Source organism: Corynebacterium pacaense (assembly GCF_900169525.1).
GTDB lineage: Bacteria > Actinomycetota > Actinomycetes > Mycobacteriales > Mycobacteriaceae > Corynebacterium > Corynebacterium pacaense.
Genome location: NZ_LT821239.1, coordinates 669135 through 684082, shown reverse-complemented (window position 1 = coordinate 684082; position 14948 = coordinate 669135). Strand labels below are relative to the sequence as shown.

Annotated in this window: 8 protein-coding genes and 1 pseudogene; 3 read left to right on the top strand and 6 right to left on the bottom strand. The window is 61.8% G+C overall.

The genetic code is table 11. The features are described 5' to 3' along the window. Positions 1-99: 99 nt before the first annotated feature. From B7E02_RS03265 to B7E02_RS03250, 4 genes and pseudogenes are all read right to left on the bottom strand, one after another. Positions 100-1075 (bottom strand): annotated as a pseudogene (locus B7E02_RS03265) (IS481 family transposase). A 94-nt stretch (positions 1076-1169) separates the two neighbouring features. Beyond that, positions 1170-2819, bottom strand: a complete 1650-nt coding sequence (locus B7E02_RS03260; RefSeq protein ID WP_080793061.1) for a polysaccharide deacetylase family protein — start codon at positions 2817-2819, stop codon at positions 1170-1172. A gap of 119 nt (positions 2820-2938) precedes the next feature. Beyond that, a complete protein-coding gene (locus B7E02_RS03255; protein WP_245802146.1) occupies positions 2939-4441 on the bottom strand; it encodes a glycosyltransferase family 2 protein in 1503 nt (500 codons plus the stop codon). An 85-nt stretch (positions 4442-4526) separates the two neighbouring features. Beyond that, on the bottom strand, positions 4527-5756 hold the full coding sequence (locus tag B7E02_RS03250) for a nucleotide sugar dehydrogenase (RefSeq protein ID WP_281248223.1): 1230 nt from the start codon (positions 5754-5756) through the stop codon (positions 4527-4529). Positions 5757-6452: 696 nt separating this feature from the next. On the opposite strand from B7E02_RS03250, the gene B7E02_RS03245 reads away from it, so the two are divergent. The 3 genes from B7E02_RS03245 to B7E02_RS03235 all read left to right on the top strand — a co-directional run bounded on the left by B7E02_RS03245 (position 6453) and on the right by B7E02_RS03235 (position 9186). Further along, positions 6453-7232: a LamG domain-containing protein gene (locus B7E02_RS03245; protein ID WP_143336621.1), complete on the top strand. Its 780-nt coding sequence runs from the start codon at positions 6453-6455 to the stop codon at positions 7230-7232. Between the two features lie 123 nt (positions 7233-7355). Beyond that, positions 7356-8480: a BRCT domain-containing protein gene (locus B7E02_RS03240; RefSeq protein ID WP_080793057.1), complete on the top strand. Its 1125-nt coding sequence runs from the start codon at positions 7356-7358 to the stop codon at positions 8478-8480. A gap of 10 nt (positions 8481-8490) precedes the next feature. Beyond that, on the top strand, positions 8491-9186 hold the full coding sequence (locus tag B7E02_RS03235; RefSeq protein WP_179129643.1) for a 4'-phosphopantetheinyl transferase family protein: 696 nt from the start codon (positions 8491-8493) through the stop codon (positions 9184-9186). Here B7E02_RS03235 and B7E02_RS03230 read toward each other — a convergent pair. Together B7E02_RS03230 and B7E02_RS03225 are read right to left on the bottom strand one after the other, a co-directional pair. Beyond that, a complete protein-coding gene (locus B7E02_RS03230) occupies positions 9080-10492 on the bottom strand; it encodes a DUF418 domain-containing protein (RefSeq protein ID WP_080793054.1) in 1413 nt (470 codons plus the stop codon). The two genes, B7E02_RS03235 and B7E02_RS03230, sit on opposite strands and share 107 nt — an antisense overlap. Continuing rightward, a complete protein-coding gene (locus tag B7E02_RS03225; protein ID WP_080793052.1) occupies positions 10489-14502 on the bottom strand; it encodes a Pls/PosA family non-ribosomal peptide synthetase in 4014 nt (1337 codons plus the stop codon). Before B7E02_RS03225 ends, B7E02_RS03230 begins: the two co-directional genes overlap by 4 nt. Positions 14503-14948 lie beyond the last annotated feature (446 nt).

Genomic DNA, 14948 nt, shown 5'->3' with positions numbered 1-14948 from the left:
GGTCACGTGCTGAAGGGCCGACACGGGGGAGGATCCCCTCGTGCCGGCCTTTTGTCGGATATCGGGCAGGTACCGGTCAACTGGGTCGGCCCCCTGCCGCTAGATGTACTGACCTCGACCGTTGTTGATTCGGTCGATGGGGGTCTTGCCTCCGATGCCGAGGTGGGTTCTGTCTAGATTGTAGTAGTCGAGCCAGGTCGTCAAGCCGGCGGTTCGGTCCTCGTTGGAGGTCCAGGGTCTCGCATAGGCCCACTCGGTCGCGATGGTGCGGTTTTAGTCTCTCGACTTTCCCGTTCGTCCAGGGGCAGTGGGGTTTGATGAACTTCTGCCCGATGCCGTGCGCGTTGATCACGTCCCGGAATGCGGTCGAGTGGCGGTAGGCGAACGCGTTGTCACTGATCACCCGTTCGACCGTGACCCCGAGGGCTGCGTAGAACGCGATCGCGCGTTCGAGAACCCCGGCCGCTGTCGTGCCTTTCTCGTCGTCATGGATCTCCGCGTAGGCGAGACGGGAGTGGTCGTCGATGACGGTGTGGACGTAGTCGTAGCCGAGGCCGCGCTTGCGTTTTGGGCGTTCGCCGCGGCCGTGCAGACGCCACCCGCCGCCATCAGGGATGCGGCCGGGTTTCTTCACATCGATGTGGATCAGTAAGCCTGGATGGTCGTGCTCGTAGCGTCGCGCGGATCGGCGGGTCGCGCGGATCACGGCCCCGGTGACTGGGTCCAGTTCCCGTAGCAGCGGGACGTGGTGGCGGCGCAGCACACGCCCCACCGTTGAGGCATGCAGGCCGAGCTTGCCCGCGATGAACACCGGACCGCGACGTGTGAGGTGACGCATGATCCGCACCCGCGTCTCCACACACACGCCCGTGCGATGCGGGTGCGAGCGGGCCACGCTCGAACGATCCTGCAAACCTGCCGGGCCGTGTTCCCGGAACCGGCGCCACCACCGCCACGCCGTCGTGCGCGAGATACCCATTTCCGCCGCGACATGCGCGACCGCACGACCCGACTGGATGCGCTGGATCATGATCAACCTGCCGGCCGGAGTCAGCCGGGCATTAACGTGGGACACGAGAGACCTCCGTGGGATCGAGTTGAGAACCTAGACAGCTCCAACTCGACTACGGAGGTCTCTCCTACGTCAACAACGCTCCGGGTCAGTACAGCTAGAACCCGAGTGTCCCTGTTGAGATGTTGCGCAGGGCCGCAAACGGGATATCAGCGCTCGTGCGCTTCGATACCACCGAGAAACCACCTTGGCCCTCGCTGGAGGCACCCTCATAGACCAGTTGTCCGTCAACATAGAACCGCGACGTGGATTCACTCGTCTCCAGGCCTATGTTCTTCTCGGAGGATTCAAGAAGTGGACCCTCCTCAATGGTGCTGTTGCCTCGAAGAACCCGGTAGGAATCCGCAGATACCAGGAGCTTGAGTTCCTGAGCGCTGTCATTTCCCACCCGGGCCCCCAGGCCGACGTACGTCTCCGGGCCCAGATCCATCGCGTCCGCGGTGACTGTGTACTGGTCCCACTCGGCCGTGCGTTGCGATGCCCACAGTGCCTCCGCCGTCAGCATCGTATCCGCATCCATCCTCACGATTCCGGCTTCCAGATCCCTGTCATCGATTGGCGCACGTATGTACCTCTTGGGCTGCAACCACGATGCGTCCAGAGAAATGGCGTCATAATCACCAACCGGAACAGACTGCATTGCCGATGCCCGCCTGAGAAGACCCACGGCCGTATCATCCGCGGTCACCTCCAATCGCTCGACCAAGGCCGAGGGGTTCCGGGCGGAGGTCGCCGCCGGCAACGGATTGCCGACATTGGTGAACGCGGTCCGATAGTTCTGGGTCATCTGGTGAACCGCAAGCTGGTGCGTCGGGTCGTTCCTGTTGAAATCGCTGGATGCTGTGGAGAAGGGAAAGGCGAACTGGGTTGGAGTGGGCAGGCCATGCTCCCGGAATTGGGAACTGATCTCCTCGAAGTCCTGATTTATCCGATCGGTGAACTCCTCATCGGTCTCCCACCTATCATCAACCCAGAGGCGGGCAGCGACGGCGGGAACCAGCCTGTCCCCCTGTCCGGTCCGATAGTGAAAGCCATTTGAGTGTGACTGGAAATCCCACCTCCCCGACCTGTGAAGCAGCTCGATCTGTGACCACGTCATGTAGTAGGGGCGGTGCTGGCCGATGAAGCTTCCGATCAGGTAGGAGGTTGCAGTGAACCCGTACTTGTCAAGAATCCGGTCGGCGTACTTATACAGACCCGAGGTCCCATCGTCGAAGGTCAGATAGAAGCTGTTCGACGGAGGTTGGTAGGTCCCCGCCCGGTAGGCGTCAAACTCCGCGGATGTCATGGAGCGGTAGCCGGATTCATGGAGAGCACCCATCTGCCTGTCAAACTTGTCCGGTGTCACGACATAGACGGAGTTGACGGGCTCCCCCGATCCCTCCGGCGGCTCAGGACGGATGTCGTGATATGTAAGCACCAGTGGCTCACTGCCGAAGCCCATCGCTTCATTGGATGCGTTCGACAGACTCAGCTCCTTGATGAGATCGCTCTCCTCCCCGGTGAAGGAGAAATCCGGTGGAGAAACCTTGGATCCGATGTTATTCGACCACCAGTTGTAGGCGAAGCCTGTGCTCAGTAGCGCGACCAACAGCACCACAACCACGCTCATCAGAGCCACCGATTGCAGGCGTCGAAAAGCCGCCCCCCTAACGGTGGATTCCACGGGCTGGTCCATCAGGTCAGCGGCCTGCATGCGCAGGCTTGTGGCGCGCTGGCGCGCAGAATGCCGCTCCTTGTAGCTCATGCCCAGAAACTCCCGCGGGAGAGGACGAAGATATAGAGCAGAATCAGGGCTCCAACAGTAATGATGTTAATGATGAGGTTAATGAATCTTCTTCGCTTCACGGACCTGCCCACCTTAATTTACAGGGACCTTGACCAAATCCCGCGTCGGATAGTTAATAGGGAATATGGGAGGAGCCAGGACAGGAGAAGCGATGAAACCAGCCCCATGGATATTCTGTATCTCCAGCGATTTGATCGGGGGTTGTCGAAGGCGAAAGAGAACGCCCACAGGCTTCCCTTGAGGAGGATTCCGGCGAGATAGAGTGCCGTCAGGAGCCACAGCCCCATCAGCGGGGCCCAGATCATGTGGCGGACGGCCATAATGGGGGCGGCCAGCACCCAGAGCGCGTGCCCATAGTAAAGAACCGTGGGAATCGGACCCCGTCGCCACATAAAGGAACCGGAGAAAGCCAGATTCCTCAGAAAACTCTTCTTCCAGCGGATCTGCTGTTTCATGAATGCTCTGAAGGTCTCGGGCACGACGGTCCACACCTCGGCGGATCGGACGTAGCCCACTCGCCACTTCCTCTCGGGGTAGTCCACCTCGGCGACAAAGGGATCATCACGATGGCGATCCTTGAGTTTCTTCCCCACCCATTTCTGCCCGAGGACATACCCCGTGAGCTGTCGATCCGTTGCGAATCGGAACTCCGCCCCGAGGAAACGATCCTGTTGCCAGGCCGGGAGATAGTTCCAGATTGCATCTTTTCGGAACACGGCGAGAGGTCCGGACACACAGGTTACGGATCCCACCGAGGCCTCCGCTCCCTTGACCACTCGGAACGAGCCCTCGTACCAGGTGTCCTGGATCCTCGACAACAGTGAGGAGTCCGCGTTCAGCGCCCTGGCATGTCCCGAAACCGCTCCCAGGTCGGGTTCTGAAATGAGGGCGGCCGTGCAGCGTCGAACAGCATCCGGTGCGAGAACACAATCCGAATCGGTGAATGCTATGACATCGCCCGTGGCTAGTTCGGCACCCTTGACTAGGGCCCGCTTCTTGCCCACGTTCTTTTCATTCTTCACCAGGATGAAACCGAGTTCCGGTACCAGCTCCTCAAGGAGTTCTGTCGTTCCATCCTCGGAGGCATCGTCAATGACGATCAACTCCAGATTCGGGTAGTCCTGACCAACCATTGATCGAACACACCTCTCGATCACATCGATCTCATCCTTGATCGCCACCAGAAAGCTCACCTTCGGGTTCGCGCCGAGCGAGGGAAAGGAAATGGGTGCAACGTGACGGGATTTGGAAACATCGGAGGGATCGGAATAGAAGGAGTAGGCCAGAAAAAAGTAGAAGAGCGTGGCAGAAAGCACCGCGACACCATAGGAGACGATCAGCGGATCTCTCAGCAACTGGGGCAGTCGGGTACTGAGCAGGATGAGGAACGGGATCAGCGCCATGAGGATGAGAAATGCCCGTACCGCCAAACTCACGTGCGGGTCGGCGTGTGCAAGGAGGTTCCGCCGTGGTTTCGCCTCTCCGAGATTCCTGGCGTCGATGTACGCAGCGGACCCCGGAGGCGGGGTTGCAATCCTCGATGCGGTGTTTCCGATCGGTTGCATTGCGGAGTTGTTCATTGAGTCGTGGCCTCTGATTGCAGTGTCGGGCTCCTCATGCCGTGGTTGTCGCATATGTGAGCTGAATGGGTTCGGAATCTGGCGATCAAACCGTCACTTTGGAGCTGAAGGTCGCATCGAAGACTCGCGAATTGATACTTTCCCATCCGCCAACGGTCTCCCCCTCGTGCAGAGTGTGCACCACCACGAGGTCCGCACCTTCGGCGATACTTGCGGGTGAAGCATCAATATACCCGCCGTTGACCCTGACTGAATCGACGTGTGTATCAGAATAGGTGACTCTGGCACCTCTCCTGATCAGTTCCTCGATGATGACCAGTGCCGGGGATTCCCGGACGTCCGCAACGTTGGGCTTGAACGCAACACCTGCCATATGGATCCATGAATCGTGGAGGGAACGCCCATTCGCGCCGAGTACGTTCTGAATGCTCTGCACAACCCGCATGGGCCTTTCCGCGATCTCGTTCATCACCGTCTCGGTGATGGGTGCACGGGCATGCTCCGCCTTCAGCCCCCAGAGGAGATATTCCGGGTCACATGGAATGCAGTGTCCACCCACGCCGGGGCCGGGAGTGAACTTCATAAAGCCATAGGGTTTGGTGCTGGCGGCCTCGATCACCTCCGAGATGGGTACGCCGTAGTGCTCAGCCGCATCGGAGAACTCGTTGATGAACGCGATGTTGACGGCCCGGAAGGTGTTCTCGAGGAGCTTGGTCATTTCCGCAACCTCCGGCGATGAGACAACATGCACCATTGATGCGGTATCCCTGATCGTCTCCATTGCGGCTTCGGAACACTGCGCGGTCACGCCACCCAGCACACGCGGAGTCTTCATCGGTTCATTCTCAACCACACCGGGATTGATCCGTTCAGGAGAAAATGCGACGAACACGTCCTTCCCGACGGTGAAACCCCTGTCCGTGAGCCTGTCCGCGATCATGGAGCGCGTACATCCCACATAGGTGGTCGATGTCAGAATGATTGTCTGGCCCGGATGGACCACACTAAGGACCGTCTCGATGGATGAGTTAAGTGCATCAAGGTCGGGAACGCGATGCCGGTTGATCGGCGTGGGAACACAGATGATGATCGCACTGGCGTCGACGAGCCCCTCGGGATCTGTTGAGACCTGAATCTGCCCGGAATCCAGGAAACGACGAAGCATCTCCCTCTTGGCATCGCTCAGATCAACATTTCCTCCAAGGATGGCTCCTATCCGGGAAGGGGAAAGGTCATATCCGATGACCGAATGCCCCTTATCGGCGAGACTGATGGCAGTTGGCAAGCCAACATAGCCCAAACCTATTATTCCCACTTTGTTCACGATGTTGTCCGTCCCGTCTACATTGGCTTCCGAGAGAAGCCACCCATGGCTTTATGCCGCTTCTGAAAAGTGTAGAACATGAGAAGCCCCGGAGCAAAATGCTGTTACCGCACGTAAACAAAGGTTTTTCAGGGGATACCCCGCAATTAAAGAACCCTGAGCTTGTCCCACTCCACAGCTTATAAACACTGAGCATATACTTAACTGGGCGCGAGCTGATTATTAAACTTTTTGAATTTATAGAACAAACCGTCTGACGTTCGGATGCTCTTTTCAAGTGATAGTTTCCCGCAGGATCGCCCACCACCTCAGCGGAGATCGGAGTCCGATGCCGGAGGGGTCGGTGACACCGGCAGAAGACCAACAGCTCGACGGATCCCACCACCACCGGCGGGAGGAAACACACCCGGCCCCGTGTGGCCCAAACAGAGGAACGCCCCACGGGCCCTCCGTTCACGGGGAGGAGTGCCGGCATGCACTGGCTTTCAAGGCAGCATTGAGCAGCACAAACTCCCTCCCACGGCTGTAGAGGGCCACCTCCTTCGCGCGGTTACCGCGCCTGAACGGGCCGAGCATCAAGGGGGTGGAGGGCACCCGCCCCCCATGCGGTCCGGCACCGATCGTCCCCCGCTCGTGGAGGCGGAACTATGGTGTTGGTAGTCATTGGAGATGAGTTGAGGGAGAACCATGCATCAACACGGCATCCGCACAGGTGTCGCCACCCTAACCGCGGTGGCGTTGTCGCTGTCCTCCTGTGCCTCCCCTGCCCGTCCCGGCGATTCGAACTCCGCCACTTCAGGTGGAGCCTGGCAGCCCGCCTTTGCTCAGGAATCAGAACTGGTGACCAACGAGTGGGCATACAGAAACTCAGCTTCGACACTGGCGGTCCGCTCCCAAGATTGGCTCGCCACAAGTGGATCACTGTTCTCGCGTGACGGCGGGGGGTGGAGCGGAAATCCCGACGGGGACAGCCCCGATCCTTCAAGCAGCAACGCCACCGGGTCCTCGGTGCTGCGCACCGTGTCACAGCGCGAGGACTTCTCCGACTTCAAGGTGAGCACCCAGATCCGGATCAATGAATTCTCCACCACCCCACGGACCCCGGCGATGGATTATGACGGAGTTCATTTCTTCACCAACTACCAGGATCACGATAACTTCGACTCCCTGTCGCTCTGCAGACGCGACGGTGCGGTGGTGATCAAGAGCAAGGACCCCGCCAACGGTTCAGATCCCTATGTCACCCTTGACCAGACGGACCTGCCCTGCTCGATCGGAACGTGGTACACAGTTGAGATCGACGTCAGACGGGACGGGAACAACCAGATCATCACCTACTATCGCGATGGCGTCGAGGTCTTGTCCCACACCATTGAAAAGAGCAGCCTCCAACCCGGAAGGATAGGATGGCGCAGTGACAACGTGGACTTTCAGTTCCGGGATTTCGCAGTGGAAACGAACGACTAGCCTCTGTTCATCAGCCGGCGCCGCGCTGTAGACCCTTGGAACACCCCTTGTGGCAGTGTCGGTTTCAGCCCCTGGACGCCGCCGCTCCCGGGACGCCCAGGGGGAGACAGTAGAGTAGGCAGCATGATCGCGCGCACGCCCTCCCCCGCTTCTCCCGACGACACTGAGGATTCTCCCGTCCCGGAACGGGAGAAGCCCGCGCGCCCGAGTCAGGAGGAGCTCCGCGAGGAAGCCATCCGGCACGCCCCCTTCGTCGCACTGAGCATCCAGAGCAGTGGTATCCACCCCTCCACATCCCGCCTGATCACGGTCGATGCCGTCACACTGACCCAGGAAAACGAACCCGTGGACACCTTCCACGCGGTGCTCAACCCCGGCGACGATCCGGGGCCTTTTCATCTTCACGGTGTCACCCCGGAGGAGTTCTCGGGGGCACGGCGCTTCGGCCAGATCCTCAAGGCCCTGGACCGGCTCATTGACGGTCGGGCACTGATCATTCACAACGCCCCGCGCGTATGGGGGTTCATCGTCGCCGAGGCCAAGCGCGCGATGAATGATGCCGCCCGGGCCAATAGAAACAGCAACCGCAACGGTGGCCGCGGCGGGCGGGGACGGCGTCGTCAGCGTGTGGGGCATGTACCACGGCCGCAGGTGATCGTCGATACGCTCGCTTCCGCACGCCGTCAGGGCGTGGTGCTCGATGACGTCCGGATCAGGGGTGTCGCGCACAGCATCGGCGTGTCCGCCGCGCCGGCGGCCGCCTCGGTCGCGCGTGCCCGCCTGCCACATGATCAGCTGTGCCGGGAGGATACCCGGCTGATCGGCACCCTCTACTTCACCCTGCGCGATTCGGGCCCGCTGGCGGAGCTGCCCCCGGACTCGCTCAGGGCCGACAAGTTCGGGCTGCAGCGCTCAGATATCCGTGTCCGGGCGCAGGAGACGAAGCCCGAACTGATCAATCCCGGCCCCTATGAGCCGGGAAAGTCGCTCGTGGCAGGAATGGAGGTGGTGGTCGCCCCGGAGATCGAGATGGATCCCGACGAGATCATCCGGGCCGTCGTGGACAAGGGCCTGAGCTACTCGGAGAAGCTCACCAGACAGACCTCGGTGGTGGTGTGCAACCAGACCCGTGATATCGATGGCAAGGCCATGCACGCCCAGCGCAAGGGCATCCCGCTGCTGTCCGACGTGGCCTTCATGAAGGCCGCCGAACGGGTGCGTGGCGGGCGCATGGAAAAGAACCGGTAGGTCGGTTGCGGTGGACCTGTCCGCGTCACGGATCGATACCGGGTGCGCGGCCACCGTCCACCTGTTCACCGCGAACTCGCTGCAGGGGCTTGTCGACGCCCACACCCACCTGCTCACCGCCGCGGAACTGCAGCGGGCGGGTGGGCGCTCACAACGGCTCGAATCCTATATTCTGCTCCGCCTGCTGCTGTCCGAAGCCACCGGAATCGGGCCCGGCGACCTTGACCTGCGCGTCGGCGCCCCGGGGATCCGCACCCACCTGCACGGTGTGGCTGATCCGCCGCGGATTTCATTGTCACGCACGAACGGCTACACCGCCGTCGCACTGGCGCGCGGACCCGTGGGGATCGACGTGGAGACAACGCGCCCGACCGAACAGTGTCAGTTGCTGCTGAGCCTTCTGCATCCGAGCGACCGCCGTCGTCTCAACCGCCGGCGCTTCCCCCGGTTCGTCTTCCGCAGGGAGGTCACCGCGGCGTGGACCCGCAAGGAAGCAACACTCAAGGCCCAGGCCGTGGGGCTGAGCCGGGACCCGGCCCTGGACGAGGTGGGCACCCGCCGCACCCCGCTGGCCCCGCCCGGCTACCGCGTGCTCAATCTCAACTCGCATCACCGCGGGGTGGAACTGGCCCTGTGTCTGTCATCGGCTCCGGATCGCCCGACACCCGCTGTGGAGAGCGGCGGCGGGGTCCGACCGATTTCGTGATTCGGGACACCACCCATTCCAGGGGACCCTGGGCGAAGAAGCTCCGCCAACTAAGGGCGACCGCGAACATCAGTAGGACCTGGATGGCGAAGGCGGTGTTCGGGAAGGCCTCGACATCGATGAAATCGAGGAAGGTCAGGTGGATGACATACAGCGTCAGTGTCATCGAACCCACCAGGGACAGCGGATAGGTGATGCGGGAGGACAGCCGGCACAGCAGGAGCACGGCGCCGAGCACCGCCATCGCCACACCGATGCTGTGCAGGAGGGAGAACGGGGTGTTGGCGTGCGGGGCCGCGGTGGTCAACCACCACAGCGAGGAGGTGGGGATCCCCGTGTCCGGCACGGTGTGCAACGCTTCGCGCACCTGAGCCGCAGTGGTCGCCTCCGTGGAGTACAGCATCCTCTCGAATCCGCCGGCGTAGGACACCAGCAGCCGCGAAAGTCCGAAGCCCAGAAGGGAGATGATGGTGCCTGCCCCGAGCAGCCCCAGCTGGACCTGCAGTCGGTTGAGCGCGAGCCTGCCCACGAGCAGACCGATGAGGATGTACACCACCCAGGTGGTCACCGGATAGGTTCCGGTGAACAGCAGCCCGGTGAAGGTGTCCACCGGAGAGCTCAGGAAATCGGAGAACACCGGAGCCGGGATGGTGGCCACACCGGTTCGTGCACGCACCGCATACTGCACCAGCGGTCCCACGATGGTGCAGAACACTATCCAGCCGATGATCACCCGTCGCCTAACGAACAGAAACGGGATGGTCATGAGGAAGAGAATCGAATAGTACGGGAGGATATTCATATCCAGTGGCTCAACGAGTGAGTTGAAGCTCAACCCGATGAAAAGAATCAGTGCTGCGCGGACCACGACCTGTGTCCTGGCCACCTGCCTAGCCCCGAATCCACGGTTTTGCGCCCTTCTCGTGGTCAGGGTGATGCCGATGCCGGCCAGCAGGGCGAACAGTGCCGAGGCGTTGCCACCCGCGAAGATCTGCACAAACGTCGGCTCCGCGGTCTCGGGGTCCATGGTCGGCAGGGTGTGGGCGAGGATCATGCCGATCAGTGCAACCATCCTGGCCACATCGATACCGATGATTCTGCTGCCCCTCATCTGCCGTTCGGAGCCGAACTCACTGCGGGGATCGGTGGTGTCCGCCGCACAGGAACCGAAATGCTGCGGGATGGATTCCCCACCCCGCCCGCTCCAGATCGGACGCCATTCCCTGCGACCGGGCACCGGATGTGTTCCCTGTGGCAGGTCTCCCTCGGGGACGGTGCCCTCGATGCCAATGGTTTGATTGGTCATGACAAATCAGCCGTTCTCTCGTTGAATCGATCGCCGGTGGTGGATTCGGGTGCCTGATCCCCGAGGAGATGGCGTCCGCTCCCGGGGCGGTAGCGAACCGGATTTCCCTGCCAGACGCTGTTGTCCGGGAGGATCTCGCCGCGCTGCACCAGGGATGCGGGACCCACCGTCGAGCATGAGCCCAGATCTGCGCCGGGAAGGATGAAACTGTTGGGTCCCAGCGTCGACCCCTGCTGCATGTGCACCGGTTGCATGGACATCACGCGGTCGTGGAACAGGTGCGTCTGCAGCACCGTTCCCCGGTTGACCGTGGCACCGTCGCCGATGACGATCAGGTCATACTCCGGCAGCCACCAGGTCTCGCACCAGACGCTCCGGCCGATGTGCGATCCCATCAGGCGGTGCCAGACATTGAGCATCGGTGTGCCCAGACTCATGCGGATCAGTGCGGGTACGGCCAGGCTCTCCACGAAGACATCCAGGAGCTCACCGCGCCACACCAGCGAACTGAACAACGGTGCGTTCCGCACCCGGAATCGACCGATAAGCAGCCATTTCACCGCGACCGGCACAAGGGATGCACAGATTCCCGCGCCCAGCACCACCGGCCACGACCAGAGTGCGGCGACCGTCAGTGCCTTCACCGCGCCCTCGCCGGCGAGCCAGTAGTGCATGTAGACCATGGTGAGCACGTACACCGTCAGCAGATCCAGCCAGTTGCTGATAATCGCGGGCAGAATCCGGCAGCTTTCGACGAGCAGTCGCAGCACCTTCAGACGTGTGGGGGGCCGGTAGGTCAGCGAGGACTCGCCCTCGACATTCAGCCGCGGAATCGACCGCGGACTGCGCCCGAGCCAGGAGCTGCCGGCACGGGGATGATGCGGCGCCGAGGACAGCACGGCAACGAGCGAACCGTCGCTGACATCGCGGTCCGGGCCGACGATGCCGGAGTTTCCGACGAAGCTGCCCTCCCCGACCACCGAGGTTCCCACATGAAGCCATCCCCGGTACATGCGCGTGCAGTTGATCAGTGAGTGGTCGGCGAGGAAACTGCGGTCCTTGATCCAGGTCAGATGCGGGATCGTCTCGATGGTTGAGATCTCCACATCCCGGCCCACCCGCGCTCCCAGGATGCGCATCCAGATCGGGGTGAAACTGGAGGCATAGATCGGGTAGGTGGAGATCAGTGTGCGCTGCAGGACCGTGTGCGTCAGCCACACCGCCCATCCCGTGAGACTGTGAACCGGGTAGAACCCGGGGGCGATAACCACGGCCGCGACCCTGACCACCACTACCACCCCTGTCAGCCAGGTGATCACCATGAGGATGGTGAACACCGGCACCCACAGGAACAGGATCGGGAAGACCTCCTCATAGCGCTGCAGATAGGCGACGTTCGGATACACCACCATGAACCCGGGAAGCATCGCCAGAATCTGCAGCACCCGGAGAATCAGGAGACCGCCGGAATAGGCGATGAACTGCTGGAATACATTGAGCCTCTCCTTCCGACTGCGACGATCCGCGGCGATCCGTGGCCAGGTTGAACCGACCTCGCCTACCCTGCTCAGGGGGGATCCCGCCCAGCATTCGGAGTCACCGATGTTCCGGTCGACGTTGGATCCGGGAAGGATCTCCGCGTAGCGGCCCACCTCCACCCCGGGCTGCACAATGGAGCGGGTCCCGATTCTCGCGCCCTCACCGATGGTGATCCGGTCCACAAAGACGGAATCGCCATCGATCCAGTACCCCTCGAGGTCGGCCTCATGCTCGATGACGGCCCCGCGTCCGATGGACAGCAGACCAGTCACCGAGGGCGCGTGCTCGAGATGGCAGTCCCTGCCCACCTTCGAGCCGAGCAGACGGTGCATGGTCGGCGCGAAGGGCGTGCCATTGATGTTGTCCAGCTGCATGAAGACAAGGGTTCGCTGGGCGGCCCACAACCGCAGGTGCGTCCATCCTCCCCGGAGGTAGCGACCCGGGGTGATACCGAGAGTGAGGGGGCGGATAATCGCGGCCGTAAGCAGCACCTTTCCCGGCAGCGAATAGAGCAGGATCCAGGCGGCGATGAGCGGGAGTCCGTCAATGTGCGGCACCCACCCGGCGTCGAAAAGCCCTTCAAGAATCCATACCGCTATTAGGGCACCGACGGTGAAACGCACTGCGTTGATCAGGTAGAGGAACAGCACCCAGATCGTCTGAAAGGCGGCACTGAGCTGCGGAATCCGGCGGGGCATCCTGCGTTGTCCACCGGCTGGTTGGAGGTGATCGAGGTAGTCGGCCATCTCGGCGAGCGTGGGCCGCTGGTAGAGCTCCCCGATCTCGGCGCCGGGATGGGTTTCGCGGATCCGTGCCGTCAGTAGCGCCACCGGCACCGATCCGCCTCCGAGGTCGAAGAAATTGCTCTCCGGCGTGAGCTGCACCGGGCCCAGCTGCTCGGCCCACAGGCGCTGGAGGTGCGCATAGCGCTCCGGCAGGGCAGAAGTCCCGGCGGTCCCGGAGGTCTCGGGCAGCGGCCAGGGAAGGAGTTTCCGGTCGACCTTGCCAGAGGTCTTCATGGGCAGTTCATCGAGCACGCAGAACAACGGCACGACACCCTTGGGCATCCTGGCGCTGAGCAGGGTCCGTGCCAGATCAAGATCAATGTCCCCGGGGTTTTTGCCACTGAGGTACCCGACCAACACGCTGTTGCCCGCCGCGGTCTTCCGCAGAGCGGCGGCACCGGCATCCACACCCGGAACCTCGCTGAGGTAGCTGTCAATCTCGCCCAGCTCGAGCCTGCGTCCACCCAGTTTGATCTGATCATCACCGCGGCCGGCGAACACCAGACCCTCACGCTCCGCGCGAACGAGATCCCCGGTGCGGTAGCAGCGCGACCACCCCAGGGCTTTCAACGGCGCGTACTTGTCCGCATCCAGCTCCGGGTCGAGGTAGCGCCCCAGTCCGATACCGGAGACCACGAGTTCACCGGTTTCCCCCCAGGGCACCGGAACACCCTCCTCATCGACCACCGCCAGCCTCCAGCCCGGGATGGGACGGCCGATGCGCACCTGTTCGCCAGGGACCATGAGCTGCCCGGTGGCGATCACCGTCGTTTCCGTAGGGCCGTAGGTGTTCCAGATCTCCCGTCCGGGGGCGGCGAGCTTTTCAATGAGTTGCTGCGGGCAGGCCTCACCACCAAAGATGAGCAGCCGGACGGCGCCGAGGGACTCAGGTTCCCACATCGCGGCCAGGGTGGGCACGGTGGACACGGCCGAAATCTGCTTCTCGACGATCCATTTCCCCAGGTCCGCACCGGAGCGCACAAGGTTGCGCTCGGCGGCCACCAGGGTCGACCCATTGCTCCACGCCAGCCACATCTCCTCGCAGGAAGCATCGAAGGCGACGGACAACCCCGCCATGACGCGGTCAGCCGGACGCAACGGTGCGCCGCTGAGGTAGATACGATTCTCCGCCGCGATCCAGGCTGCTGCGGAACGGTGGGAGACCTCCACGCCCTTCGGTTTTCCGGTGGTACCCGAGGTGAAAATGACCCACACCGCATCATCGGGGGTGGGCTGTGACTCATCCGGTTCATTGCTCCGTCGGATCTCCATGGTCAGGTCGGCGCCGTAGACCACAACCACACCGGCCTCCTCCCACACAGTCTCGGCACGGGATTCCGTCTCATCCCAGTCAACGGGAACGTAGGCGGCACCCGCACTGATGGTGGCGAGGATGGCCACGTAAAGGTCCGTGGTTCCGGAGGGAACACGGATGCCCACGCGATCGCCGCGCCCGACACCCGCAGCACGCAGGCGCAGAACCTCGGAGTCCAGGCGGTGCGCCAACTGTCCGTAGCTCAGTGCGCCGTCCGTCCCCTCGATGGCTGTGGTATCGCGGTGCGCATTGATGGTACGATTCAACACATCAAGCATGGTTTCTTCGACGTCGTTGTTCTCGACACCGAATACTGCGTACAAGGGATGATCTTCAGGGCTCTGGGGTCGGGCAGTAAAGACGTGGGACATTGAGGGTTACCAATCCATGGTGGGCCGTCTGTCACAGTTTTTTGTGATCAACAACCCAGGCTTTTCACACGGTTCGCGGAATTTTTGGGCACGAGAAATATGCATGCGGATGCATACCCGTCGCGGGACCCGGGACCTTTTGCATGGTCGAGGCGTCGGCTACAGAGCTTATCTCAGATCTGCTAGTTGAATAGGAACTGTGCTGACCCGCGAAACGGTCCCGCAGGGGAGGCGTGGGCCATGGAAGTCGATTATTAACTTTCCTCAGCCAAATAGCCAGAAAACTCCAATGTCACAGCCAGATTGGTTGCCAGGATGAGCGTTAGCTGAGAATTGTGATTTGCGCGAGATTTTCTCGCTGGTCGATCTTTCGATCACCCTCATGCAGGGGTATTTCGCGGATCGGACCGGCACCCGCGACCATTCGCCACCGTCCGATCCTGCGG

Excerpts from the sequence above, each read along its gene's own strand:
- B7E02_RS03260 (WP_080793061.1), bottom strand. The coding sequence starts at position 2,819 with ATGAGCTACAAGGAGCGGCATTCTGCGCGCCAGCGCGCCACAAGCCTG.
- B7E02_RS03255 (WP_245802146.1), bottom strand. The coding sequence starts at position 4,441 with ATGAACAACTCCGCAATGCAACCGATCGGAAACACCGCATCGAGGATT.
- B7E02_RS03245 (WP_143336621.1), top strand. The coding sequence starts at position 6,453 with ATGCATCAACACGGCATCCGCACAGGTGTCGCCACCCTAACCGCGGTG.
- B7E02_RS03240 (WP_080793057.1), top strand. The coding sequence starts at position 7,356 with ATGATCGCGCGCACGCCCTCCCCCGCTTCTCCCGACGACACTGAGGAT.
- B7E02_RS03230 (WP_080793054.1), bottom strand. The coding sequence starts at position 10,492 with ATGACCAATCAAACCATTGGCATCGAGGGCACCGTCCCCGAGGGAGAC.
- B7E02_RS03225 (WP_080793052.1), bottom strand. The coding sequence starts at position 14,502 with ATGTCCCACGTCTTTACTGCCCGACCCCAGAGCCCTGAAGATCATCCC.